This is a genomic window from Pseudomonas sp. P4_B4 (genome assembly GCF_056402255.1).
Genome location: NZ_JBFUHS010000031.1, coordinates 16,642 through 38,430 on the forward strand (window position 1 = coordinate 16,642; position 21,789 = coordinate 38,430).

Genomic DNA, 21,789 nt, shown 5'->3' on the forward strand with positions numbered 1-21,789 from the left:
TTGATGCAGCTCAATGAAAGTGGGAAGGGGTTGTATTTTGTGGTGTTTTTGATGGATTCATCGCGAGCAGGTCGGATCGCGATGACTGACTATCAAGCAACACATGACTACCGGACTCACTCCGGCAATTCATACAGGTAAATCTTGTCCGCCTCCATCTGATACCCGGCATCCGCCAACTCGCTGGTGGACGCCTTGACCTGCAACGCGCCTTCGATCCAGTAAGGCTGATACAACTCGTCGAGCTTCACGCCGACTTCGCTTTTGACGTGCACGATCTGGTTCGACGGCGGTGGCGGCACATGGATGCAGGCGCCGAAATACGGCACCAGCAGAAACTCCGTGGTGCGTCCTTCCTCGCTCACTTCCAGCGGCACGATGTAGCCCGGCAGGCGAATGTTCTGGCCGTCGAGGGTCTTGACCACCGGTGCGTTGGGCATGTCCTGTTTGGCTGCTGGCGCCGACTCTGCCGAGAGCGTGCTGCTCATCTGCGACAGATCGTGCAGCGGCGTCATGTTCGGCACTTCTTTCGGCGCGTCGGGCGGGATCATCTCCGACCAGGTCAGGTCTTTTGGCTGGGCTGCCCACAGGGGTAGGGCGACCAGCATCAACAGCGCAAGTACAGCGCGGGGCATTTTCAACGTCCTCATAAACGGATCGACAGGCCATCGGCCAGGGATTGGCGATAGGCGCGCCAGGCCGGCACGCTGCCCATCAGCAGCGCGGCGATCAGGATGCCACCGAGCAGCGTCCATTCATACTCGCTCGGCCAGGACAGCGGCAGGAACAGACCGTAGTTGGCTTGCACATAACCCTGCGCCGCCGCGATGCACACATACAGCAACGCCACGCCGGCGATCACGCCTGACAATGCCAGGGCAAAGGCCTCGAGCACCAACAGCGTCGCGATGTGCCAGGGGCGTGCGCCCACCGAGCGCAGGATCGCCATTTCCCGGCGGCGTTCATTGAGGCTGGTGAGAATCGCCGTGAGCATGCCGATCAATCCGGTCAGCACCACAAACAGCGAGACCACGAACAAAGCTTTTTCCGCGGTGCCCATCAGGCTCCACAGCTCTTGCAACGCCACACCTGGCAGGATCGCCAGCATCGGCTCACCGCGGAATTCGTTGATTTCCCGTTGCAGGGCAAAGGTCGAAATCTTGTTGTTGAGACCGAGCATGAACGCGGTGATCGCTTGCGGCGTGAGGTCCATGTTGCGCGCCTGATCGGCCGTGATGCGCCCCTCGCCCCGGGCCGGCACGCCGTTATGCCAGTCGATGTGAATCGCTTCCATGCCGCCAAGGCTGATGTGCAGCGTACGGTCCACCGGGGTCCCGGTGCGCTTGAGAATGCCGACCACGGTGAACGGTTTGTCGTCGTGCTTGACCAGGCTGATCGCCGCCACGCCGTGGGCCAGCACCAGTTTGTCACCGAGTTTGTAGTGCAGTGCATCGGCCACTTCGGCACCGAGCACCACTTCGAACGGGTCAGTGGCAAACGCCCGGCCATCGGCCAGTTGCAGGTGTTGCTGGCGGCCGTACTGATAATGCTCGAAGTAGGCTTCGGTGGTGCCCATCACCCGGTAGCCGCGATGGGAATCACCGAGGGACATCGGGATCGCCCACTTCACTTTCGGGTTGCTGGCGAAGTGTTCGAAGCTGTCCCAACGAATGTTGTTGGTGGCGTTGCCGATGCGGAACACCGAGTACAGCAACAGGTTCACCGAGCCTGAGCGGGCGCCGACGATCAGGTCGGTGCCGCTGATGGTGCTGGCGAAGCTGGCCTTGGCTTCGGTGCGCACGCGCTCCACCGCCAGCAGCAGGCACACCGACAGGGCGATGGCGAACGCGGTGAGGATCGCGGTGAAGCGGCGGTTAGCCAGGCTGGCCATGGCTAGACGAAACAGATACATCTCAAACCTCTGCGGGCGTGGCGGCGCGATTGAGTTCGGCCAGCGACAGGTTGTGGTCGAACAGCGGCGCCAGGCTCTGGTCATGGCTGACGAACAACAGGCTCGACCCGGCTTCGCGGCACTCGGCGAACAGCAGGCGAATGAAGTTCTCGCGGGCGTCGTAATCGAGGGCCGAGGTCGGCTCGTCGGCGATCACCAGTTCCGGTTGACCGATCAGCGCGCGGGCGGCGGCGACCCGTTGCTGCTGGCCGATGGACAGTGAGTCGGCGCGGCGACCGAGGATGTTCTCATCCTTCAAACCCAGGTGGGCGAGCAGCGTGGCGGCGGCTTTATCGACGCTGCCGTGACGTTGTTTCGCCCGTTCGGCGCGCAGTTTCGAGAAGTGGCAGGGCAGTTCGACGTTTTCACGCACCGACAGAAACGGCAGCAGGTTGAACTGCTGGAAAATGTAGCCGGTGTGGTCGACGCGAAAGTGGTCGCGGGCGCCGGCCGAAAGTTGCGTCAGTTCCTGGCCGAGCAGGCGGATGCTGCCGCGATCAGGCTTTTGCACGCCGCCGAGCAGGCCGAGCAGGGTGGTCTTGCCGCTGCCGCTGGGGCCTTTGAGAAACAGGGTTTCCCCGCGCTCCAGGCGAAACGCCGGGATGTCCAGCAGCGGCGGGTGACCGGGCCAACTGAAGCCCAGGTCGGACAGTTCGATGAGTGCTTGGGTCATGTGAAACCGGTCTGGTTGGTGGTGAACCCTGTGGGAGCGGGCTTGCTCGCGAAGGCGGTTTTACAGTCACATTGATGTTGCATGGACTGCCGCTTTCGCGAGCAAGCCCGCTCCCACATTCGATTTGCGGTGGATCAGAATTTCAGCGCCGCAGCCTTGGCCGTCACTTCAACCCCTTGCTGCCCGCTCGGGCCGATCAGTTGTACCTGAATTTTTTGGGTGGCCGGGAAGCTGGTGAAAATATTCGCCAGGTCCAGCGACTTCAGTGCCGCTGGTGTGGCGCAGGTGAACTGATAGCGAGCGTGGATTTCGCTGTGATCATGGTGATGCTCGTGGCCGTCTTCGTCCTTGGCGTCTTCATCGTGATCATCGTCGGCATCGGGCTTGTCGCCGAACAGCGGGCTTTCCAGTTCCTGGTTTTCCACCACGCAACCGGCGGCTTTTGGCAGGTTGAACAGGGCCAGTGGTTGCTCAAGCCGAGCGCGGGCGGCGGCGACCTTGGCTTTGTCTGCGTCGCTGGTGGCGACGTGCTCGAAACCCACCAGGTTCATGGCCGGGCTTTCCAGTTCCAGCTCCAGGGTCTGCCCGTCCAGCGCCGCATTCAGGCGACCCACGCCATGTTCGTGGGCACCCAGGCTGCCATGCTCATGATCGTGTTCGTCGGCGGCATGGGCGACAGCCAGCGGCAACATGGCAAACGGCAGAGCGAGAAGCAGACGACGCATGGCGAGTCTCCGGAAAGTAAAATGAAGAAATTGTTATGTGATCTTATAACGTAAGTGCGCAGAGTTTGACTGCCTGCTTGGCGTTGCACAAGTCCCATGGGAGCATGCCGGGAAGAAATGTGTGGGAGCAGACCTATGTTGCGAATTCGCGGAAGCATCGGCGACTGGCCGGTGGATTTGACCCTGGAGATGGACGACGCGGACTGGGCGCGACTAGGCGCGCAGTTGCAGGTGGAAAAATCCGAGGTCAGCGCGCCAGCGGCGAAACCGCTGAATCAGGATGATGCGCTGTGGCAGATCGCCAGGGATTTGCTGCGCAAGGCCGGGCAGCTCAGCGGGCCGGACCTGCTCGATCAGTTGGAAGGATTGACTGGCAGCGCGGCGGCGGGCAAACGCCTGCTGGTGCGTTTGCGCCATAGTCCGGACGTGAAGGTGGAAAGCGGTACCGATACGCCGCTCTATCGCTGGTTGTAGGAGCAAGCTCGCTCCTACAAGGTCGTGATCAGTACAGCGCGGCAAACAACTTGCGGCGGTACGTGCTCACCAACGGATGATCGTTGCCCAGCAACTCGAACACCTGCAGCAAGGTCTTGTGCGGCAAGCCTTCGCTGTAGCTGCGGTTGCGGATGAACAACTTCAGCAAAGCATCCAGCGCGGCATCGTACTGCTGACGGGCCAGTTGCTGGATCGCCAGTTGATAGACCGCCTCATCGTCCAGCGGGTCTTTCGCCAGTCGCGCCTTCAGGTCGGCGGCATCCGGCAAGTCCTTGGCCAAACCGAGAAACTTGATCTGTGCCTTGGCGCCGGCCAGCGCGGCCTTGTGCTCGTCGCTCTTGACCGCATCCAGCACGGCTTGCGCTTCGCCCAGTTCACCGCGCTCGGTCAGGCAGCGGGCGTACAGGATCAGTGCCTTGGCGTTGGTATTGTCTTCACCCAACAGCACTTTGAGCAGGGCTTCGGCATCGGCAAAACGGCTGTCATCGAACAGCGCCTGAGCCTGCTCGAACGGATCGGCAGCGGCCGGTGGCGGCATCTGTACATGGGGTTCGAGCAGAGTGCGCACGGCGGATTCGGGCTGGGCACCGGCAAAGCCGTCGACAGGCTGGCCGTCCTTGAACAGCACCACGGTCGGCAGGCTGCGGATGCCGAAGCGGGCAACGATGTCTTGCTCGATGTCACAGTTGACCTTGGCCAGCAGCAACTCACCCTGATAGCTCTCGGCAATGCTCTGCAGCATCGGCATCAGCACTTTGCAGGGCGCGCACCATTCGGCCCAGAAATCCACCAGCACCGGCTTGTGGAAAGAGTTCTCGATCACCGACTGGTCGAAATCGGCAGTCGTGGCGTCGAAGATGTACGGCGTTTCCTGACTCATGGGGGATCTCGTAAAAGCGTGAATGGGGCAACTATACGACTTGGTGGGGGGCGGCCGGAAGCGGTTGGTCGCTAGTCTTCTGTTGCCTGACAAACTGTCATCGCGAGCAAGCTCGCTCCCACAGGGGATTTGTGAACGACACGGATCCAGTGTAGGAGCGAGCCTGCTCGCGATGCTTTTAGCTAGCGTTGCGCGTGGTACAGGCTCACATGCCGAAACTCGTGGGGCTCGGCCAGATCCGGCAGGGTCATGGCTTCGAGCATCTCTATGCGCCGGTACAACGGGTGGCGAAAATCCCGCACTCGGGAATCCGCCACCAGCGCCTCTCGGCCGCGGCTGAGGAACTGGTCGAGCAGCGGCAGGTTGGCCCGGTCGTACAGCACATCCGCCACCAGGATCAGATCGAAGCGATCGGCCTCGGCGAAAAAATCCGTCGAGTAGTTGAGCTCTACGTTATTGAGCTCGGCATTGGCCCGACACGCGGCAATCGCCAGCGGGTCGAGGTCGCAGGCCAGCACTTCCAGCGCGCCGGCCTTGGCAGCGGCAATCCCTGCCACCCCGGAACCGGCACCGAAATCCAGCACCCGCTTGCCTTCGACCCAATGCGGGTTTTCGGCCAGATAACGGGCCACGGCCAGGCCGCTGGCCCAGCAGAAACTCCAGTACGGCGGCTCATGCAGGATGCGTCGGGTCTCTTCCGGGCTGAAGGCGCGGTCCATGTTGTCGCCGTCGATCAGCCACAACTTCAGGTCGGTCCCTGGTAACTCACAGGCGACCAATTGCGTATCACCGAGCAGTTCACCCAACGCCTTTTGCAGGTCGAGCGGTGCACTCATGGGGCTTTGACGAATTGCAGTTGGCCCAGGGCCTGGGTGGTCGGCTGGGTGATCAGCTGCGACGGCAAGTGCAGGATCAACTGCCCGGACTGACTGGCGCGGCCTCGCAGTTCAACGCGGGCCCCGGCCGGGAAGGATTCCGGATTGAAGCGCAGGTGAAACGCCAGCACCTGGTTGTTGCCGATCAGGCTGGAACTGGCGAGCAATTGTTGCGGGCGGTCCTTTTCGTCGATCACCAGCAGCGCCAGTTCGACTTCAGCGCCGGCTGGAACGCCTTGCAAGGTGCCGCTCAGTTCACGCTGATAGGCGGGCAGTGGGCCGAGGTCGGCGGCTTCCCGGGCTTTCTTCTGCGCTTGCTGCGGCGCCGGGCCTGGCGTTGGCGGCTGGGGCTTGGGTGCATCGCTGCCGCAAGCCACCAGCAGGCTGAAAACACTGAGCAAAATGAGCGGACGTAACGACATTGGTGGCTCCATAAAGCTGAATTCCATGGATCAAGTGATCATCCCGTCTGTATACCGCAAACCCTATGGCTTGTCTTGCCACCGGGATGCGCTACCATGGCCCTCCCTTTTTTTGTTGCCTGCCACCATGCACTGTCCCTTCTGCGGTGCCAACGACACCAAGGTCATCGACTCGCGTCTGGTCGCCGAGGGCGAACAGGTGCGCCGCCGGCGTGAATGCCTGGCCTGCGGCGAGCGCTTCACGACGTTCGAGACGGCTGAACTGGTGTTGCCGCGCCTGATCAAAACCGACGGCAGTCGCCAGCCGTTCGACGAAGAAAAACTCCGCGCCGGCATGCAGCGCGCGCTGGAAAAGCGCCCGGTGAGCGTCGAGCGCCTCGAATCGTCGCTGGTGCACATCAAACACAAACTGCGCGCCACCGGCGAACGCGAGGTCAAATCCCTCGTGGTCGGCGAACTGGTGATGGCCGAGCTGCAGAAGCTCGACGAAGTCGCCTACATCCGCTTCGCTTCGGTATATCGCCGCTTCCAGGACCTCAACGAGTTCCGCGAAGAGATCGATCGCCTGGCCCGTGAACCGGTGAAAGAATGACCACGACCGCCGAACAAGCCATCCTCGATGCTCATTTCATGGCCCGTGCCCTGGAACTGGCGCGCAAGGGGCATTACACGACGCACCCCAATCCGCGGGTCGGTTGCGTGATCGTGCAGGGCGGGCAGATTGTCGGCGAAGGCTGGCACGAGCGCGCCGGCGAGCCCCACGCTGAAGTCCACGCCTTGCACGCGGCCGGTGAGCAGGCTCGTGGCGCCACCGCTTACGTGACGCTTGAGCCTTGCAGCCACCACGGCCGCACACCGCCTTGCGCCGATGCACTGGTCAATGCCGGTGTGGCCCGCGTGGTCGCGGCGATGCAGGACCCGAACCCGGAAGTCGCCGGTCGCGGTCTGCAACGCCTGGCCCAGGCTGGCATCGCCACTGATAGCGGCGTGCTGGAAGGCGAGGCGCGCCAGCTTAATCAAGGTTTTCTGAAACGGATGGAACACGGCTTGCCGTTCGTGCGGGTCAAACTGGCGATGAGCCTCGACGGTCGCACGGCCATGGAAAGCGGCGAAAGCCAATGGATCACCGGCCCGGCAGCGCGTTCGGCAGTGCAGCGCCTGCGCGCCCAGTCCAGCGTTGTGCTGACCGGTGCCGACACGGTGCTGGCGGACAACGCCCGTTTGACCGTACGTGCCGATGAACTCGGTCTGGATGCCGAACAAACGGCACTGGCCATGAGCCGACCACCGCTGCGCGTGTTGGTCGATGGGCGTTTGCGAGTGCCGCTGGATGCACCGTTCTTCAAGGCCGGCCCGGCGCTGGTCGCGACCTGCGTGGCGGTGGAAGAGCAATATGCCAACGGTCCGGAATGCCTGATCGTGCCGGGCTACGACGGCCAGGTCGATCTGCGCCAACTGCTGGTTGAACTTGCCGCCCGTGGCGTCAACGAGGTGTTGGTCGAGGCTGGCCCGCGTCTGGCAGGTGCCTTTGCCCAACTCGGTCTGGTGGATGAGTTCCACATCTTCATCGCCGGCAAGTTCATGGGCTCTTCGGCGCGACCGCTGCTGGACTGGCCGCTCGCGCAAATGAAAGATGCGCCCGAGCTTAAAATCATCGAAATTCGTGCGATCGGCGATGACTGGCGAGTCATCGCCATTCCTTTGCCTCAGTCAGCGTGAGAGCTACTGCACTCGGTAATACTGCGTTAAAAACAGGCTCGGAATGCTCATTTACAACCCGTAAACTCCGCTTCCTCGCCTGTTTTTGCCTTGTCTTCCCTTCGTTCGCTACGCTCTCACGCTGACTGAGCAGCAGGCGTATAATTTCCGGCCATCGCGCAAGCTTTGGCTTAGTTCTCGAGGAGAACCTCATGTTTACCGGCATCATCGAATCCATCGGCAGTATTCGTGCATTGACCCCAAAGGGCGGTGATGTGCGGGTTCACGTCGAAACCGGCAAGCTCGACCTGAGCGACGTCAAACTGGGCGACAGCATCGCGGTCAACGGCGTGTGCCTGACCGCCGTTGAGTTGCCGGGCAATGGCTTTGCGGCGGACGTCAGTCGCGAAACCCTCGACTGCACCGCCATGAACGACCTGAAAAGCGGCAGCCCGGTCAATCTGGAAAAAGCCCTGACCCCGACCACTCGCCTTGGCGGGCATCTGGTCAGTGGTCACGTCGACGGTGTGGGCGAAGTGGTTGCCCGTACCGAGAACGCGCGCGCCGTGGAATTCCGCATCCGTGCGCCGAAGGACCTGGCCAAGTACATCGCCCATAAAGGCTCGATCACGGTCGACGGCACCAGCCTGACCGTGAACGCAGTCGATGGCGCCGAGTTCCTGCTGACCATCATTCCCCACACCCTGAGCGAAACCATCATGGCGTCGTACCAGCCAGGCCGCCGGGTGAACCTGGAAGTGGACTTGCTGGCCCGTTACCTGGAGCGTCTGCTGCTGGGCGACAAGGCCGCAGAGCCAGGCTCTTCGCAAAAGCCCGGCAGCACCATTACCGAAAGCTTTCTGGCCCAAAACGGCTACCTCAAATCCTGACTCAAGGGGGTGCCTTGTGGCGCTCAATAGCATCGAAGAACTGGTTGAAGACATCCGCCAAGGCAAGATGGTCATCCTCATGGATGACGAAGACCGCGAGAACGAAGGCGACCTGATCATGGCCGCCGAGTGCTGCAAGCCCGAGCACATCAACTTCATGGCCAAGCACGCCCGTGGCTTGATCTGCATGCCGATGAGCCGCGAGCGCTGCGAACTGCTCAAGCTGCCGTTGATGGCACCGCGCAATGGTTCCGGTTTCGGCACCAAGTTCACCGTATCGATCGAAGCGGCCACCGGTGTGACCACCGGCATTTCCGCCGCCGACCGTGCGCGCACCGTGCAGGCTGCCGCCGCCCGTGATGCCAAGGCTGAAGACATCGTCAGCCCGGGCCACATCTTCCCGCTGATGGCCCAGGCCGGCGGTACCCTGGCCCGCGCCGGCCACACCGAAGCGGCGTGCGACCTGGCGCGCATGGCCGGTTTCGAGCCGAGCGGCGTGATCTGCGAAGTGATGAACGATGACGGCACCATGTCCCGTCGCGCCGAGCTGGAAGCCTTTGCCGCTGAACACGACATCAAGATCGGCACCATCGCCGACCTGATTCACTACCGCATGATTCACGAACGTACCGTTCAGCGGATTGCCGAGCAGCCACTGGACAGCGAACTGGGCCAATTCAACCTGGTGACCTATCGTGATTCCGTGGAAGGCGACGTGCACATGGCGCTGACCCTGGGCAACGTGTGTGCCGAAGAACCGACCTTGGTTCGCGTGCACAACATGGACCCGCTGCGCGACCTGTTGATGGTCAAGCAACCGGGTCGCTGGAGCCTGCGCGCCGCGATGGCTGCGGTTGCCGAGGCTGGCAGTGGCGTGGTGCTGTTGCTCGGTCACCCGCTCGATGGCGACGTGTTGCTGGCGCACATCCGCGAAACCGCCGACCACGCCGCAGTGAAAAAACCGACCACCTACAGCATTGTCGGTGCCGGTTCGCAGATCCTGCGTGACCTCGGTGTGCGCAAAATGCGCCTGATGTCGGCACCAATGAAATTTAATGCGATATCCGGTTTCGATCTGGAAGTTGTAGAATACGTGCCCTCCGAATAATGACCGGTTGTTTCCGGCCTTGAATTCGCGGTTCAAATATCACCGAGGGGCGCGTACGAGACGCGTCCCGGCTCTTTAAGAGATCTATCGAATGACCCTGAAGACCATCGAAGGTACCTTCATCGCCCCTAAAGGCCGCTACGCTCTGGTAGTGGGCCGTTTCAACAGCTTCGTCGTTGAAAGCCTGGTCAGCGGTGCAGTTGATGCCCTGGTTCGCCACGGCGTGAGCGAAAGCGACATCACCATCATCCGCGCGCCTGGCGCCTTCGAAATTCCGCTGGTTGCGCAGAAAGTCGCCCAGAAAGGCGAATTCGCGGCAATCATCGCCCTGGGCGCGGTCATTCGTGGCGGCACTCCGCACTTCGAATACGTGGCTGGCGAGTGCACCAAGGGCCTGGCCCAGGTGTCCATGGAGTTCGGCGTTCCGGTCGCTTTCGGCGTCCTGACCGTTGATTCCATCGAGCAAGCCATCGAACGTTCCGGCACCAAGGCCGGCAACAAAGGTGCTGAAGCTGCTCTGTCCGCTCTGGAAATGGTCAGCCTGCTGGCGCAGTTGGAGGCCAAGTGATTAGCGACGAAAGCGATCGTTTCAACCCGCGCGATCCAAAGCCTGCGGATGCCGGCAAGCCATCGAAAAGCGTCAAGCGTCGCGAAGCCCGTCAGCTCGCGACCCAGGCGCTGTACCAATGGCACATGGCCAAGCAGTCGCTGAACGAGATCGAAGCGCAGTTCCGGGTCGATAACGATTTCAGCGATGTCGACGGCGCGTACTTCCGCGAAATCCTGCACGGGGTTCCGCAGTTCAAGACCGAAATCGACACCGCGCTCACGCCATGCCTGGACTTGACCATCGAAGAGCTGGACCCGGTTGAACTGGCGGTTCTGCGCCTGTCCACCTGGGAACTGCTCAAGCGCGTCGACGTGCCGTACCGCGTTGTGATCAACGAGGGTATCGAACTGGCCAAGGTCTTCGGTTCCACCGACGGCCACAAGTTCGTCAACGGTGTGCTCGACAAGCTGGCCCCGCGTCTGCGTGAAGCTGAAGTCAAGGCGTTCAAGCGCTGATTGGCGTTTGAATCAGCAATGGGCGAGTTTGAGCTGATCCGCAATTTCTTCGCCGCCGCGCCTTGTGCGCAGGGCGGCGAAGGCGTTGCCCTCGGGATTGGCGATGACTGCGCCTTGCTGGCTGTTCCCCCCGGGGAACAGATGGCGATCTCTACCGATACGTTGGTGGCCGGTGTGCATTTCGCCGATCCCTGCGATCCGTTTCTGCTCGGTCAGCGCTCGCTGGCCGTGGCCGTCAGCGACCTGGCCGCCATGGGCGCCACCCCGATTGCCTTTACCCTTGCCCTGACCTTGCCGACGGTGACCGCCGATTGGCTGCAAGCCTATGCCCGTGGTTTGAACCAGATGGCGCAAAGCTGCGGCGTGGCGCTGGTGGGCGGTGACACGACCCGCGGGCCGCTGAGCCTGACCATGACCGTGTTCGGACGCGTGCCAGCCGGTCTGGCGTTGACCCGCAGTGGAGCGCAACCGGGCGACCTGCTGTGTGTCGGCGGCGACCTGGGCAATGCCGCCGGTGCCTTGCCCTTGGTGCTCGGCCAGCGCACAGCCGAAGCGAGCATTGCCGAGCCGTTGCTGGCGCATTACTGGTCGCCGCAACCGCAGCTCGGCTTGGGTCAGGCGTTGCGTGGCAAGGCCACTTCGGCGATGGATATCTCTGACGGTCTGCTCGCTGATTGCGGGCATATCGCGCTGGCGTCGAAGGTCGGTATCGAAGTCGAGCGGGATCGATTGCCGCTGTCGCAGAGCCTGGTCGACTTTCTCGGCCAATCGGATGCACAGGTTGCGGCCCTGAGTGGAGGCGACGATTACGTCCTGGCTTTCACCTTACCGTCCGTCGAGTTGCCGCTATTGCTGGCCGACGGCTGGCCGATCCATGTGATTGGGCGCGTCGTTAATGGGCAAGGTGTGACACTGCTGGATGCCAACGGACAAGACATCACCCCGCAAACCCGGGGTTATCAACATTTTCGGGAGTCACCGTGACAGATCATCCCAAACAGGTCCCGGCGGAATTCGTACCGCCGTCGGTCTGGCGTAATCCGTGGCATTTCCTGGCGTTCGGCTTCGGCTCGGGCACCTTGCCAAAAGCGCCCGGCACTTGGGGGTCGTTGGTTGCGCTGCCCTTTATCCCGTTGTGGCAGATGCTGCCCGACTGGGGTTACTGGCTGATGCTGGGCATCACCATGCTGTTCGGCTTCTGGCTGTGCGGCAAAGTGGCCGACGATTTGCGGGTACACGACCATGAAGGCATCGTCTGGGACGAAATGGTCGGGATGTGGATTACCCTGTGGCTGGTGCCGGAAGGTTGGCAGTGGTTGCTGGCGGGGTTCTTGATGTTCCGCTTCTTCGACATTCTCAAGCCATGGCCGATTCGCTGGATTGACCGGCACGTACATGGCGGCGTCGGCATCATGCTCGATGATGTCCTGGCCGGGGTGTTCGCCTGGTTGGCGATGCAGGGGCTGGTGTGGTTTTTCGCCTGACCGGGGATTTCCAGGCGTTGATCATGAGAGCTGTTTATCGGGGGAAGCGGGGGATGGCTGTACGCGGATTGATGGTGATGGCGTTCGCGATGTTTTGTTCTTTTGCCCTGGCGGGAGGAGGGGGCGCCACGCCGCCGTCGGTGATTCATCTGGCCAGCGAAGACTGGGAAGACTACACCGCCGCTGACGGTCATGGACTGGGTTGGGACGTGCTACGGCAAGTGTTCGAGCCGGCGGGCGTCAAGGTCGATATCCGCACCGAGCCCTACGTGCGTTCGCTGGGCCTGGCCGAACGTGTCGAAGTCGATGCTTGCGTCGGTTCCTATCGTGATGAGTCCGAGGGTGTGCTCTATCCCCATTGGAACTTCGACACCGATCACATCTATGCCCTGGGCCTGGCCAGCAGTCCGGTACCCACCCCGCAAACCCTGGGCAATTATCGACTGGCATGGGTCCGCGGCTACGATTACCAGGATTACTTACCCAATGTGCGCCACTTCGACGAAGTGCAGCGGCGTACCGGCATCGTGTCGATGCTGATCCACAATCGCGCCGACTTCTACATCGATGCCCTGACCGAAGTCGATTTCGTCATCAACCGCGCCAAGGATCCGTCCCAGCTGCGGCGCACCCATATCGCCGAGTTGCCGCTGTATCTGTGCTTCGCCAAGACCCCGAAGGCGCGCACGTTAATGGCCCTGTTCGACCAGCGCATGGAGCAATTGGTGAAAAGCGGCGAGCTGAAACCGATTTTTGAACGCTGGAAACAGCCGTATCCGTTTGATTCGAACTGACACGGTTCTTACGGCTGATGATGTACCCATTGTGGGAGCGGGCTTGCTCGCGAAAGCGGTGTGTCATGCAACAATGATGTCGACTGACACGACGCCTTCGCGAGCAAGCCCGCTCCCACATTGATTGCGGTGCGGCTTTTATCAAACATTTTGATAGTTATCGCCGATAATTCAGCCTAAGCGTCCTCCGGAACCTGCTGTTACAATGCCGGCTCTGCGAATCTTCAGACTTTTAGATCAGGAGCACACCGGTGCCTGTCGTTTTTGTCGCCGCTTCCAAGCTGCCAACGCCTTTTGCGCAATTCACCATGCATGGCTTTCTCGATGAAGCCACCGGCCGCGAGCACGTTGTGCTGAGCCTGGGTGAATTCGCCGACGGTGCCCCGGTACTCGGCCGGTTGCACTCCGAATGCCTGACGGGCGATGCCTTGTTCAGCCAGCGTTGCGACTGCGGCTCGCAACTGGAGGCCGCCTTGCAGGCCATCGCCCGCGAAGGTCGTGGCGTATTGCTCTACCTGCGCCAGGAAGGCCGGGGCATTGGCCTGCTGAACAAGATCCGCGCCTATGAGCTGCAGGACGGTGGCGCCGATACCGTTGAAGCCAACGAACGCCTGGGCTTTGCCGCCGACCAGCGTGACTACGCCATGTGCCTGCCGATGCTGGAGCACCTGGGCGTGAAGTCCCTGCGCCTGATGACCAACAACCCGCGCAAGGTCAAAGCCTTGACCGACATGGGTATCGTGGTCGCCGAGCGCGTGCCGCTGCACACCGGCCACAACCCGCATAACCGACTCTACCTGGCGACCAAGGCCAGCAAGCTCGACCATATGATGGGCAATGAGCATCAGGGCGAGGTAGACCGGGCGTGACCCGCGGTCAGGTGCGGCGGCGACTGTCCGTCAACTGGTGGCAATACCTGGCGCTGGCCCTGTTGCCGCTGTTTGTGATCAACGCGCTGTTCGGTCAGAGTGAAGCCATTCTGCCGGTGCTGGCGATGCCGTTGTTCATCGCCGGAGTCGCCTCGATGTTTATCAGCCTGAAGTTTTTCGGTGCCTACAAACATGCGCTGATCGCCACCCAGAAAGCCCTCGATACCCCTGAAGAGCCTGCCGCCTGGATCAGTCTGGCGGCCAAGCGACGCACGGCATTCCTTGCCGCCGGGCTGCCGGCCTGGATCGGTGCCCTGGCGGTGTTCGTCGGTCTCGAAGCCGTGCCGCTGATGCTGCTGGCTCTGTCGACCGCCGTGCTGTTTTACCTCTACCGTATTCCGCGTCAACTCGGTTGATGCGCGCGCGCTGGCTGGCGGTGTTGCTGCTGGCCGCCAGTGGCTCGACCATCGCGGTCGAGCGGGTTGTCAGTCTCGCACCGTCGCTCTCTGAAATCGTCGTTGAACTGGGCTCCGCCGACCTCCTGGTCGGTGTGCTGGACGCTGGTGAACGGCCTGCGCCACTCAAGAACCTGCCCTCCGTTGGCCGCTATGGCCAGCTGGATATGGAGCGGTTACTCAGCCTGAAACCCGATCTGTTGCTGCTATGGCCCGGTAGCGTCGGCCCGGCCCAGCGTGACCAGCTCAAGCGACTGAATATTCCCACCTACGTCGCCGAACCCCACAGCCTGGACCAGCTCGCCGCACAGATCGAGACCATAGCCGCTCAGCTCGGTCGGCCTGAACGCGGAACTTCATTGGCCAGCGATTTACGCCAGCGGCTGGATGAATTGCGCCAACGCTATCGACGGGATAAGCCGTTACGGGTGTTTTATCAGGTCTGGGATCGGCCGCTGTATACGGTTGGCGGTGAGCAGATCATCAGCGATGCGCTGGAGGTCTGCGGTGCGCAAAACGTGTTTGCCGACCTGAAACTGCCGGCACCGCAAGTCAGTGTGGAAGCCGTGCTGCAGCGTAATCCCGAGGTGATTCTGGCCAGCGAACAGGCGCAGCTTGATGTGTGGAAAGCCTGGCCGCAGGTGGCGGCGGTAGCACAAGGGCAATTGCGCCTGGTGACGGACAAGGGCCTGGAGCGGCCGAGTGGGCAGATGATTGAGGCAACTGCAAAGCTCTGCCAGTTGATCGCGCCTGATCGCTGACCCGTGGCGAGGGGGCTTGCCCCCGTTGGGCTGCGAAGCGGCCCCAAGTCCTGCAATGGTGTTTCATCTGGCATCCCCCATCAGCCTGATTGCGGTTGCTGCGCAACCGAATGGGGCGGTGCGGCGATCCGACAAGCCCCCTCGCCACAAATGATCGAGTCTGGCTTTAGATCTCCGGCGTCCATGTCACCCCGAACATCCACGCCCGACCCTCCTCGCGATACCCGTACTGGCTACCTTGGAAGCTGTACAGCGCCCGGCTGTAACCCTTGTCCAGCAGGTTATCGACCTTCAGCTCCAGACTGATTTCACGATTGAGCTCCCAACTGCTGCGCAGCCCCAACAAGGCATAACCGCCCAGCGGCTGTTGATTGTTCAGGTCGTCATAGCTGCTGCTGACCGCTTGCCAACTGGCGCCGAGGCCCAGGCGATCGAACTGTCGGTCCAGGTCCCAGCTCAAGGTGCGTCGCGCGCGACGGGCCAGGGTATGGCCCGTATCACGATCCCGCGGGTCGATGATCGCCACGCCAAGGTTGCTCTGCCAGCCGAACAGTTCCTGCTTCAGCGCTGCTTCGAAGCCGTTGATCCGCGCCGAGGCGACGTTTTCGGGGCGCGAGTTGCTGCCGAAGATGATCGCGTCTTCAAGGTCGGTGCGATACAGCGACGTCTCCAGGCGACTGCTCTCGGTCAACTGGCTGCGCCATTGCAGCTCGTAGCTTTTCGAGGTTTCAGGCTTCAGGTCCGGGTTGCTGAAGTCGGGGTAGTACAGATCGTTGAACGTAGGCGCGCGGAAGCCTTCGCTGTAGGTCAGCAGCACTTCGTTGTCCGGGTTCAGCGGCAGGGTGAAGGTGCCGCTCCAGGTGTTCTGGCTGCCGAACTGCTGGTTATCGTCGTGACGCAGGCCCAACTCCGTGGAGAAACTGTCGGCCCGATAGTGATGCTGGATGTACGCCGCACGGTTCCAGCGACTGTCCTCATCGAATGCGGTGCTGCTGTTGATGCGGTCTTCATACCAGTCACCACCAAGCAGCAAACTGTTGCGTTCGTTGAGCGTCAGGTCGTTCTGCCAGTTCACCGCATCGCGGTAGGTGTTGAACACGCTGCGCTCATCGCTGAGCTTGTCGAGGGTCTTCTCGCGGTTTTCGCTGTGGCCGAACTCGATGCGGGTTTTCCACAGATCATTGATGCGCGCGTCGATGTAACTGCTGACACTGCTCACATCGAATTCGGTGTAGGGCTGCTGTTGGACCGACTCGAACGTATTCATGTCGAAGCGCCCGAACGGGTTGTCGAACTCGCTTTTGCCGCGGTTATCCAACGCGTTGGCGCCGATCTCGATGTCATCGCTGAGTGCGTGGCTCAAGCTCAGGCTAAACGACTGGTTTCGGTACTCGTCATGGTCGCCGTCGCTGGGGAACGACTCGTGGGTGCGATTGATCTCGGCGGTTTCGTCAAGGCTGGTGCCGAGGTTGAAGCGGGTCTGTTCATCGCCGCCGGACAAACCGAGGCTGCGCTCCCAGGTCTGATTGCTGCCGAAGCCGACGTGCATCCGCGGCTGCAGGCCTTGTTCGCCGCCACGGCGGGTGAAGATCTGGATCACCCCGCCAATCGCATCGCTGCCATAAATCACCGAACGGGAGCCGCGCAGCACTTCCACGCGCTCGACCTGCTCGATATTGATGTGTTGCAGGTTACTGTCGCCGGAGGTCGAACTGCCGATGCGCTGGCCGTCCACCAGCACCAGGCTCTGGGCCGACTGGGTGCCGCGGATGTAGACACCCGGAAGGCTGCCGCGCCCGCCGGTCTGCGAGACTTGCACGCCTGGCACCCGGCGCAACAGATCAGTGACGCTATCGGGTTGCAGGCGATCGATGTCTTCGCGGGTGAATACGGTGTTGGCGGCGCTGCTGTCGTTGCGCGCTTCGACCTGGCGGTTGGCGCTGATCAACACGTCGGGCAGCTTCAGGGCCTGATCGCGTTCGAAGGTGTCGGCATAGGCGTTGGCGGTGGGCAGCAGAAACAGAGGGAGGGCGAGGCGGGAGAACTTCATTGATAGTCCGTTGGTGTTTCGAGGCGCACACAAATCAAATGTGGGAGCGGGCTTGCTCGCGAAGGCGGAGTGTCAGTCAACTTCTCAGTTGAATGATCCGACGCTTTCGCGAGCAAGCCCGCTCCCACAGGGTGTTGCATGTATCCAGGGATTTAGAGGTTGAGCAGTTGCAGGCGCTCGCGGATCGAAGCCTCGATCCCGGCTTCATCCAGGCCGCACTCAGCCAGCATTTGCGCAGGCTTGGCGTGTTCGACGTAAATGTCCGGCAAGCCCAGGTGCAGCACCGACTTGAGGATGTTTTCGCGGGCGAGGAATTCGCTGACCGCGCCACCGGCGCCGCCCATGATCGCGTTTTCTTCGACGGTCACCAGCAGCTCGTGGCTGCCAGCGATTTCGCGAACCAGCGCTTCATCCAGCGGCTTGACGAAACGCATGTCGACCACGGTCGCGTCCAGCGTCTCGGCGACTTTCAGGGCTTCGGCCAATTGCACGCCGAACACCAGCAGGGCGACTTTGCTGCCTTGGCGGCGGACTACACCTTTGCCGATCTCGATTGGCTCGAGGTCTTTCTCGATGGTCGCGTTCGGGCCGTTGCCGCGCGGGTAACGCACCGCCGCCGGGCCTTCATACAGGTGACCGGTGGTGAGCATCTTGCGCAGCTCGTTTTCATCGCTCGGGGTCATCACCAGCATGCCGGGAATGCAGCGCAGGAACGACAAATCGAAGCTGCCGGCGTGGGTCGGACCGTCTTCGCCCACCAGGCCTGCGCGGTCGATGGCGAACAGTACGTCGAGATTCTGCACTGCGACGTCATGCACCAACTGGTCGTAGCCGCGCTGCAGGAAGGTTGAATAGATGGCCACCACGGGTTTGGCGCCTTCGCAGGCCATGCCGGCCGCGAGGGTGACGGCATGCTGCTCGGCAATGGCCACGTCGAAGTAGCGCAGCGGGAAACGTTCGCTGAAAGCGACCAGGTCCGAGCCTTCCTTCATCGCCGGGGTAATCCCGACCAGACGCGGATCGGCAGCCGCCATGTCGCACAACCATTCACCGAACACACCTGAGTATTTCGGCCCACTGGCCTTTTTCGGCGCGGCAGCCGGGGCGTCCAGGGGTTCGAGTTTGGTGATGGCGTGGTAACCGATCGGGTCGACTTCCGCCGGGGCGAAACCTTTGCCTTTCTTGGTGACGACGTGCAGGAACTGCGGGCCTTTCAGATCGCGCATGTTGCGCAGGGTGGCGATCAGGGTCGGCAGGTCGTGGCCATCGATGGGGCCGATGTAGTTCCAGCCCAGCTCTTCGAACAGCGTGCCGGGAACCAGCATGCCCTTGGCATATTCTTCGGTGCGACGGGCGATTTCCCAGGCACCGGGCAGGCGCGACAGCACTTTCTTGCTGCCTTCGCGCATGCTCGCGTAGGTGCGGCTGGAAAGGATCTTCGCCAGGTAGTTCGACAAGCCACCGACGTTGCGCGAGATCGACATGTCGTTGTCGTTGAGGATCACCAGCATGTTGGCGTCCACTTCCGGCGCATGGTTCAGCGCCTCGAACGCCATGCCCGCGGTCAACGCGCCGTCGCCAATCACCGCGATCGCTTTGCGCTCGCTGTTTTGCAGGCGGGCGGCAATCGCCATGCCCAGCGCGGCACTGATCGAGGTGCTGGAGTGGCCGACGCCAAAGGTGTCGTACTCGCTCTCGGAGCGGCGCGGGAACGCAGCGACGCCGTCCTTCTGGCGCAGGGTGCCCATGCGCTCGCGACGACCGGTGAGGATCTTGTGTGGATAAGCCTGATGACCCACGTCCCACACCAACCGGTCGTCCGGGGTGTCGAAGACGTAATGCAGCGCGATGGTCAGCTCGATCACGCCCAGGCCGGCACCGAAATGCCCACCGGTCTGGCCGACCGTGTAGAGCAATTCCAGGCGCAACTCATCGGCCAGGGTTTCCAGCTCGGCTTCGCCTAACCGGCGCAGGCCGTCCGGCGTGTTCGCGCGGTCGAGCAGGGGCGTGGTCGGGCGCTTGCGGGGAATCTCATGAAACGTCGTGGGCATCAGGCGAATCGTTATAGGTATAAAAGATGCGGCAGTTTACCTGATGCATCGGTCCCTGCCCACGCGTTGGTTTTTTTTGGCGGATTCGCCGTCAGCTGCGGCGATCGACGATATACCGGGCCAGATCGCGCAACGGCTCGGCCGCTGCGTCAAACGGTCGCAGGGCGTGCAGGGCCTGGTCGCGCAGTTCCAGGGCATAGGCCTTGGCAGCGTTGAGGCCGAGCAGGGCCGGGTAGGTCGGTTTGTCCCGGGCAATGTCGGCGCCCTGGCGTTTGCCGAGGGTTTCGGTATCGCTTTCGACGTCGAGAATGTCGTCCTGCACCTGGAATGCCAGGCCGATGGCCTGTGCATAAGTCTGCAGGGACTTGAGTTCGTCTTTCTCGGCACGGCCGCTGGCCAGGGCACCGAGTTTGACGCTGACCGCGATCAACGCGCCGGTCTTGTGCCGGTGCATGTACTCCAGGGCTTTCTGATCAAGCTTCAGACCGACCGAGCCGAGGTCGATGGCCTGACCGCCGACCATGCCCGCCGGGCCTGCCGCCAGCGCCAGGGCGCTGACCATTTGCAGGCGGATTTCGGCATCCGATGCGTTCAGGCGTGGATCGACCAGGGCGCTGAAGGCCAGGCTCTGCAAGCCGTCGCCGGCGAGGATCGCGCAGGCTTCATCGAATTTCTTGTGGGTGGTTGGCTGGCCGCGACGCAGGTCGTCATCGTCCATCGCCGGCAAATCGTCATGCACCAGCGAATAGGCGTGGATCAGCTCCACCGCACAGGCTGCGCCGTTGGCTTGCTCGGCCTTGCCGCCCAACGCTTCGCACGCGGCGTAGGCCAACAGTGGACGCACGCGTTTGCCGCCATTCATCACGCTGTAGCGCATGGCCTCGTACAGCCGCGCCAGCTCGGGGCTCGGCGCGGTGAACAGGGTTTCCAGGGCTGCATTGACCCGGGCCTGGCTGCTTGCCGAATACGCTGCAATCATTCTGGCTGATCCGCGTCGAAGGGTTCCTCGGCCAACTCGCCATCACGCTCGAGCAGCACCTGAACCTTTTGCTCGGCCTGGGCCAGCGCCGCCTGGCAATCGCGAGTCAGACCGATGCCTTGCTCGAAAGCGGCCAGCGAGTCCTCCAGCGACAATTCGCCATTCTCCAGACGCTCCACCAGCGTTTGCAGGTCGGCGAGGGACTGTTCGAAATCCAGTGCAGCTTTTTTGCGGGCCATGGCGGCGATTTCCGGTTGACGTTAAACCGGCGCGACACTAGCAGATAGGGGGGGCATGGGCAAATGAGCGGGGTGTTTGACAGGCGAAAAGCGGAGCCCTGTGGCGAGGGAGCTTGCTCCCGCTGGGGCGCAAAGCGACCCTAAATTCATCTGGCAGGTTTTTCAGGAATACTGAGGTCAATTGATTGGGCCTGCTTCGCAGGCCAGCGGGACGGTGCGGCGATCCGACAAGCTCCCTCGCCACAAAGTTAGTGGTCCTAAAGTGTGCTGAGGATTATTCGGCTCACGTTATGAGCCGAATAACATCGCTATTCGGCTCACCGTCCACCCATTACCGTGACTCCCACCGCAATTTCGGAGCCATCCGATTGTTAAAAAACACCCAAATGGCTAACCTTCGAGCCCTATACGACCTGGCAGTTACGGGTCTTTCAGACGAAACGCAGTATCCACATCTGTAACGCGCCCAGGATCAGGCGCAAGGTTTCGTCATGCATGGCAGGAGGCGTCGCATGCGCTCATTTCTTTTGCTGCTGATCGGGTTGGCTATCGTGCCCGTGATTCTGGCTGCGCCGAATGCCGAGCTATCGGAGCCGGTGGGCGGCTGGCGTTACAACGGTTTGCTGGACCGTAGCGAAAACCCGCAAGTCGCCTATCCCACGCCCCCCATCGACCGGGGTGTGCAGCGCAATCGCACGATGATCGAAGGCCAACTGAAGGCCCTGGGCACCCAGCGTGGGCCGCACACCTTGGCGGTCAACGGCAATCCGCTGAATCTCTATACCGACGAGCAAGGGCGTTTTGCCCGGCCCTATGCGTTTGGCGCCGGCTCCAACAGCGTCGAAGTGCGCAGCGCCGAAGGCCAGTCCCTCAAACGTGTTCAATTCTATGAAGCCAACAACCTGCGTACCCCAGCGCGGATTCGCGTGGTGCTGGGTTGGGATGATCCGAAGGCCGAACTCGACCTGCACATCGTCACGCCCGATGGCCAGCATGCCTTCTGGGCGCACCCGGCCTTGACCAACGGCGGCGGCCTCGACCCTGACGGCGTCGATGGCCCGGGTCCGGAAATGTTCACCATGACCGCGCCGCTGCATGGCACCTATCTGGTTTACGTGAACTATTGGGGCAACTTCGGCAGCGGCGGCTATAACTTCGATGAGTCCAGCAACCAGAACGAGGTCATTACCTCGCAGATCAACCTGGTGCTCAACGAAAACACCGTCGATGAAAAACGCGAGACGTTCATCGTGCCCCTGCGCGCAATCGGCGACCTGCTGCTGGTCAAGACTTTCAACTACTAAGCATCCCCGCTCCACGGATGA

Annotated in this window: 25 protein-coding genes; 14 read left to right on the forward strand and 11 right to left on the reverse strand. The window is 61.9% G+C overall.

Features of this window, described 5'->3' with window-relative positions; all coding sequences use genetic code 11:
* Positions 1-116: 116 nt before the first annotated feature.
* From AC1DVE_RS25065 to AC1DVE_RS25080, 4 genes are all read right to left on the reverse strand, one after another.
* Positions 117-635: a DUF3299 domain-containing protein gene (locus AC1DVE_RS25065; protein ID WP_090451674.1), complete on the reverse strand. Its 519-nt coding sequence runs from the start codon at positions 633-635 to the stop codon at positions 117-119.
* Between the two features lie 11 nt (positions 636-646).
* Positions 647-1,912 carry an ABC transporter permease gene (locus AC1DVE_RS25070; RefSeq protein ID WP_056728943.1) on the reverse strand — a complete coding sequence of 422 codons (1,266 nt, stop codon included), beginning with the start codon at positions 1,910-1,912 and terminating at the stop codon, positions 647-649.
* A 1-nt stretch (position 1,913) separates the two neighbouring features.
* Positions 1,914-2,624 carry an ABC transporter ATP-binding protein gene (locus AC1DVE_RS25075; protein WP_223453653.1) on the reverse strand — a complete coding sequence of 237 codons (711 nt, stop codon included), beginning with the start codon at positions 2,622-2,624 and terminating at the stop codon, positions 1,914-1,916.
* A gap of 134 nt (positions 2,625-2,758) precedes the next feature.
* Positions 2,759-3,349 (reverse strand): DUF2796 domain-containing protein, encoded by a 591-nt coding sequence (locus tag AC1DVE_RS25080; RefSeq protein WP_223453652.1) that lies wholly within the window; start codon positions 3,347-3,349, stop codon positions 2,759-2,761.
* A gap of 135 nt (positions 3,350-3,484) precedes the next feature.
* Here AC1DVE_RS25080 and AC1DVE_RS25085 point away from each other — a divergent pair, with 135 nt between their 5' ends.
* Complete coding sequence (locus tag AC1DVE_RS25085) at positions 3,485-3,823, forward strand: hypothetical protein (protein WP_223453650.1); 339 nt, start codon at positions 3,485-3,487, stop codon at positions 3,821-3,823.
* A 28-nt stretch (positions 3,824-3,851) separates the two neighbouring features.
* Here the strand turns inward: AC1DVE_RS25085 and trxA are convergent, their stop codons facing one another.
* The 3 genes from trxA to AC1DVE_RS25100 all read right to left on the reverse strand — a co-directional run bounded on the left by trxA (position 3,852) and on the right by AC1DVE_RS25100 (position 6,021).
* On the reverse strand, positions 3,852-4,724 hold the full coding sequence (gene trxA, locus AC1DVE_RS25090; RefSeq protein WP_223453648.1) for a thioredoxin: 873 nt from the start codon (positions 4,722-4,724) through the stop codon (positions 3,852-3,854).
* A 182-nt stretch (positions 4,725-4,906) separates the two neighbouring features.
* Entirely contained in the window at positions 4,907-5,560 is a 654-nt protein-coding gene (locus tag AC1DVE_RS25095) for a class I SAM-dependent methyltransferase (RefSeq protein ID WP_223534533.1), read from the reverse strand.
* Positions 5,557-6,021: a YbaY family lipoprotein gene (locus tag AC1DVE_RS25100; protein WP_223533898.1), complete on the reverse strand. Its 465-nt coding sequence runs from the start codon at positions 6,019-6,021 to the stop codon at positions 5,557-5,559. Before AC1DVE_RS25100 ends, AC1DVE_RS25095 begins: the two co-directional genes overlap by 4 nt.
* Before the next feature lie 127 nt (positions 6,022-6,148).
* On the opposite strand from AC1DVE_RS25100, the gene nrdR reads away from it, so the two are divergent.
* The 12 genes from nrdR (at position 6,149) to AC1DVE_RS25160 (ending at position 15,145) form a co-directional block, all read left to right on the forward strand.
* Positions 6,149-6,613 (forward strand): transcriptional regulator NrdR, encoded by a 465-nt coding sequence (nrdR, locus tag AC1DVE_RS25105; protein WP_003228656.1) that lies wholly within the window; start codon positions 6,149-6,151, stop codon positions 6,611-6,613.
* Positions 6,610-7,740, forward strand: coding sequence for a bifunctional diaminohydroxyphosphoribosylaminopyrimidine deaminase/5-amino-6-(5-phosphoribosylamino)uracil reductase RibD (gene ribD, locus AC1DVE_RS25110; protein WP_223453643.1), 1,131 nt, complete (start codon positions 6,610-6,612; stop codon positions 7,738-7,740). The genes nrdR and ribD overlap by 4 nt, the downstream gene beginning before the upstream one ends.
* A 191-nt stretch (positions 7,741-7,931) precedes the next feature.
* On the forward strand, positions 7,932-8,609 hold the full coding sequence (locus AC1DVE_RS25115) for a riboflavin synthase (RefSeq protein ID WP_046041642.1): 678 nt from the start codon (positions 7,932-7,934) through the stop codon (positions 8,607-8,609).
* Between the two features lie 16 nt (positions 8,610-8,625).
* On the forward strand, positions 8,626-9,717 hold the full coding sequence (gene ribBA / locus AC1DVE_RS25120; protein ID WP_090325554.1) for a bifunctional 3,4-dihydroxy-2-butanone-4-phosphate synthase/GTP cyclohydrolase II: 1,092 nt from the start codon (positions 8,626-8,628) through the stop codon (positions 9,715-9,717).
* Positions 9,718-9,808: 91 nt separating this feature from the next.
* The gene (gene ribH, locus AC1DVE_RS25125) at positions 9,809-10,285 is read left to right on the forward strand and encodes a 6,7-dimethyl-8-ribityllumazine synthase (protein WP_003228649.1); all 477 of its coding nucleotides are present in this window, start codon (positions 9,809-9,811) and stop codon (positions 10,283-10,285) included.
* Positions 10,282-10,782, forward strand: a complete 501-nt coding sequence (gene nusB / locus AC1DVE_RS25130; RefSeq protein WP_003185935.1) for a transcription antitermination factor NusB — start codon at positions 10,282-10,284, stop codon at positions 10,780-10,782. Before ribH ends, nusB begins: the two co-directional genes overlap by 4 nt.
* A gap of 18 nt (positions 10,783-10,800) precedes the next feature.
* A complete protein-coding gene (gene thiL, locus AC1DVE_RS25135) occupies positions 10,801-11,766 on the forward strand; it encodes a thiamine-phosphate kinase (protein ID WP_223453641.1) in 966 nt (321 codons plus the stop codon).
* Complete coding sequence (locus AC1DVE_RS25140; protein WP_007970166.1) at positions 11,763-12,266, forward strand: phosphatidylglycerophosphatase A family protein; 504 nt, start codon at positions 11,763-11,765, stop codon at positions 12,264-12,266. Before thiL ends, AC1DVE_RS25140 begins: the two co-directional genes overlap by 4 nt.
* Before the next feature lie 53 nt (positions 12,267-12,319).
* Positions 12,320-13,060, forward strand: coding sequence for a substrate-binding periplasmic protein (locus tag AC1DVE_RS25145; protein WP_223453639.1), 741 nt, complete (start codon positions 12,320-12,322; stop codon positions 13,058-13,060).
* 251 nt (positions 13,061-13,311) lie between these two features.
* Complete coding sequence (gene ribA, locus AC1DVE_RS25150) at positions 13,312-13,929, forward strand: GTP cyclohydrolase II (protein ID WP_150726901.1); 618 nt, start codon at positions 13,312-13,314, stop codon at positions 13,927-13,929.
* Positions 13,926-14,345: an MFS transporter gene (locus AC1DVE_RS25155; RefSeq protein ID WP_477784278.1), complete on the forward strand. Its 420-nt coding sequence runs from the start codon at positions 13,926-13,928 to the stop codon at positions 14,343-14,345. Before ribA ends, AC1DVE_RS25155 begins: the two co-directional genes overlap by 4 nt.
* Positions 14,345-15,145 (forward strand): cobalamin-binding protein, encoded by an 801-nt coding sequence (locus AC1DVE_RS25160; protein WP_223453636.1) that lies wholly within the window; start codon positions 14,345-14,347, stop codon positions 15,143-15,145. The genes AC1DVE_RS25155 and AC1DVE_RS25160 overlap by 1 nt, the downstream gene beginning before the upstream one ends.
* 166 nt (positions 15,146-15,311) lie before the next feature.
* Here the strand turns inward: AC1DVE_RS25160 and AC1DVE_RS25165 are convergent, their stop codons facing one another.
* The 4 genes from AC1DVE_RS25165 to AC1DVE_RS25180 all read right to left on the reverse strand — a co-directional run bounded on the left by AC1DVE_RS25165 (position 15,312) and on the right by AC1DVE_RS25180 (position 20,464).
* Complete coding sequence (locus AC1DVE_RS25165) at positions 15,312-17,195, reverse strand: TonB-dependent receptor domain-containing protein (RefSeq protein WP_223453634.1); 1,884 nt, start codon at positions 17,193-17,195, stop codon at positions 15,312-15,314.
* A 152-nt stretch (positions 17,196-17,347) separates the two neighbouring features.
* Positions 17,348-19,246, reverse strand: a complete 1,899-nt coding sequence (gene dxs / locus AC1DVE_RS25170) for a 1-deoxy-D-xylulose-5-phosphate synthase (protein WP_223453633.1) — start codon at positions 19,244-19,246, stop codon at positions 17,348-17,350.
* Positions 19,247-19,337: 91 nt separating this feature from the next.
* Positions 19,338-20,225, reverse strand: coding sequence for a (2E,6E)-farnesyl diphosphate synthase (gene ispA, locus AC1DVE_RS25175; RefSeq protein ID WP_223453631.1), 888 nt, complete (start codon positions 20,223-20,225; stop codon positions 19,338-19,340).
* Positions 20,222-20,464, reverse strand: a complete 243-nt coding sequence (locus tag AC1DVE_RS25180; protein ID WP_007970180.1) for an exodeoxyribonuclease VII small subunit — start codon at positions 20,462-20,464, stop codon at positions 20,222-20,224. The genes ispA and AC1DVE_RS25180 overlap by 4 nt, the downstream gene beginning before the upstream one ends.
* A 512-nt stretch (positions 20,465-20,976) precedes the next feature.
* Between AC1DVE_RS25180 and AC1DVE_RS25185 the strand changes: the two genes are divergently transcribed.
* Positions 20,977-21,768, forward strand: coding sequence for a YfaP family protein (locus AC1DVE_RS25185; RefSeq protein WP_223453630.1), 792 nt, complete (start codon positions 20,977-20,979; stop codon positions 21,766-21,768).
* The last annotated feature ends 21 nt before the right edge of the window (positions 21,769-21,789 follow it).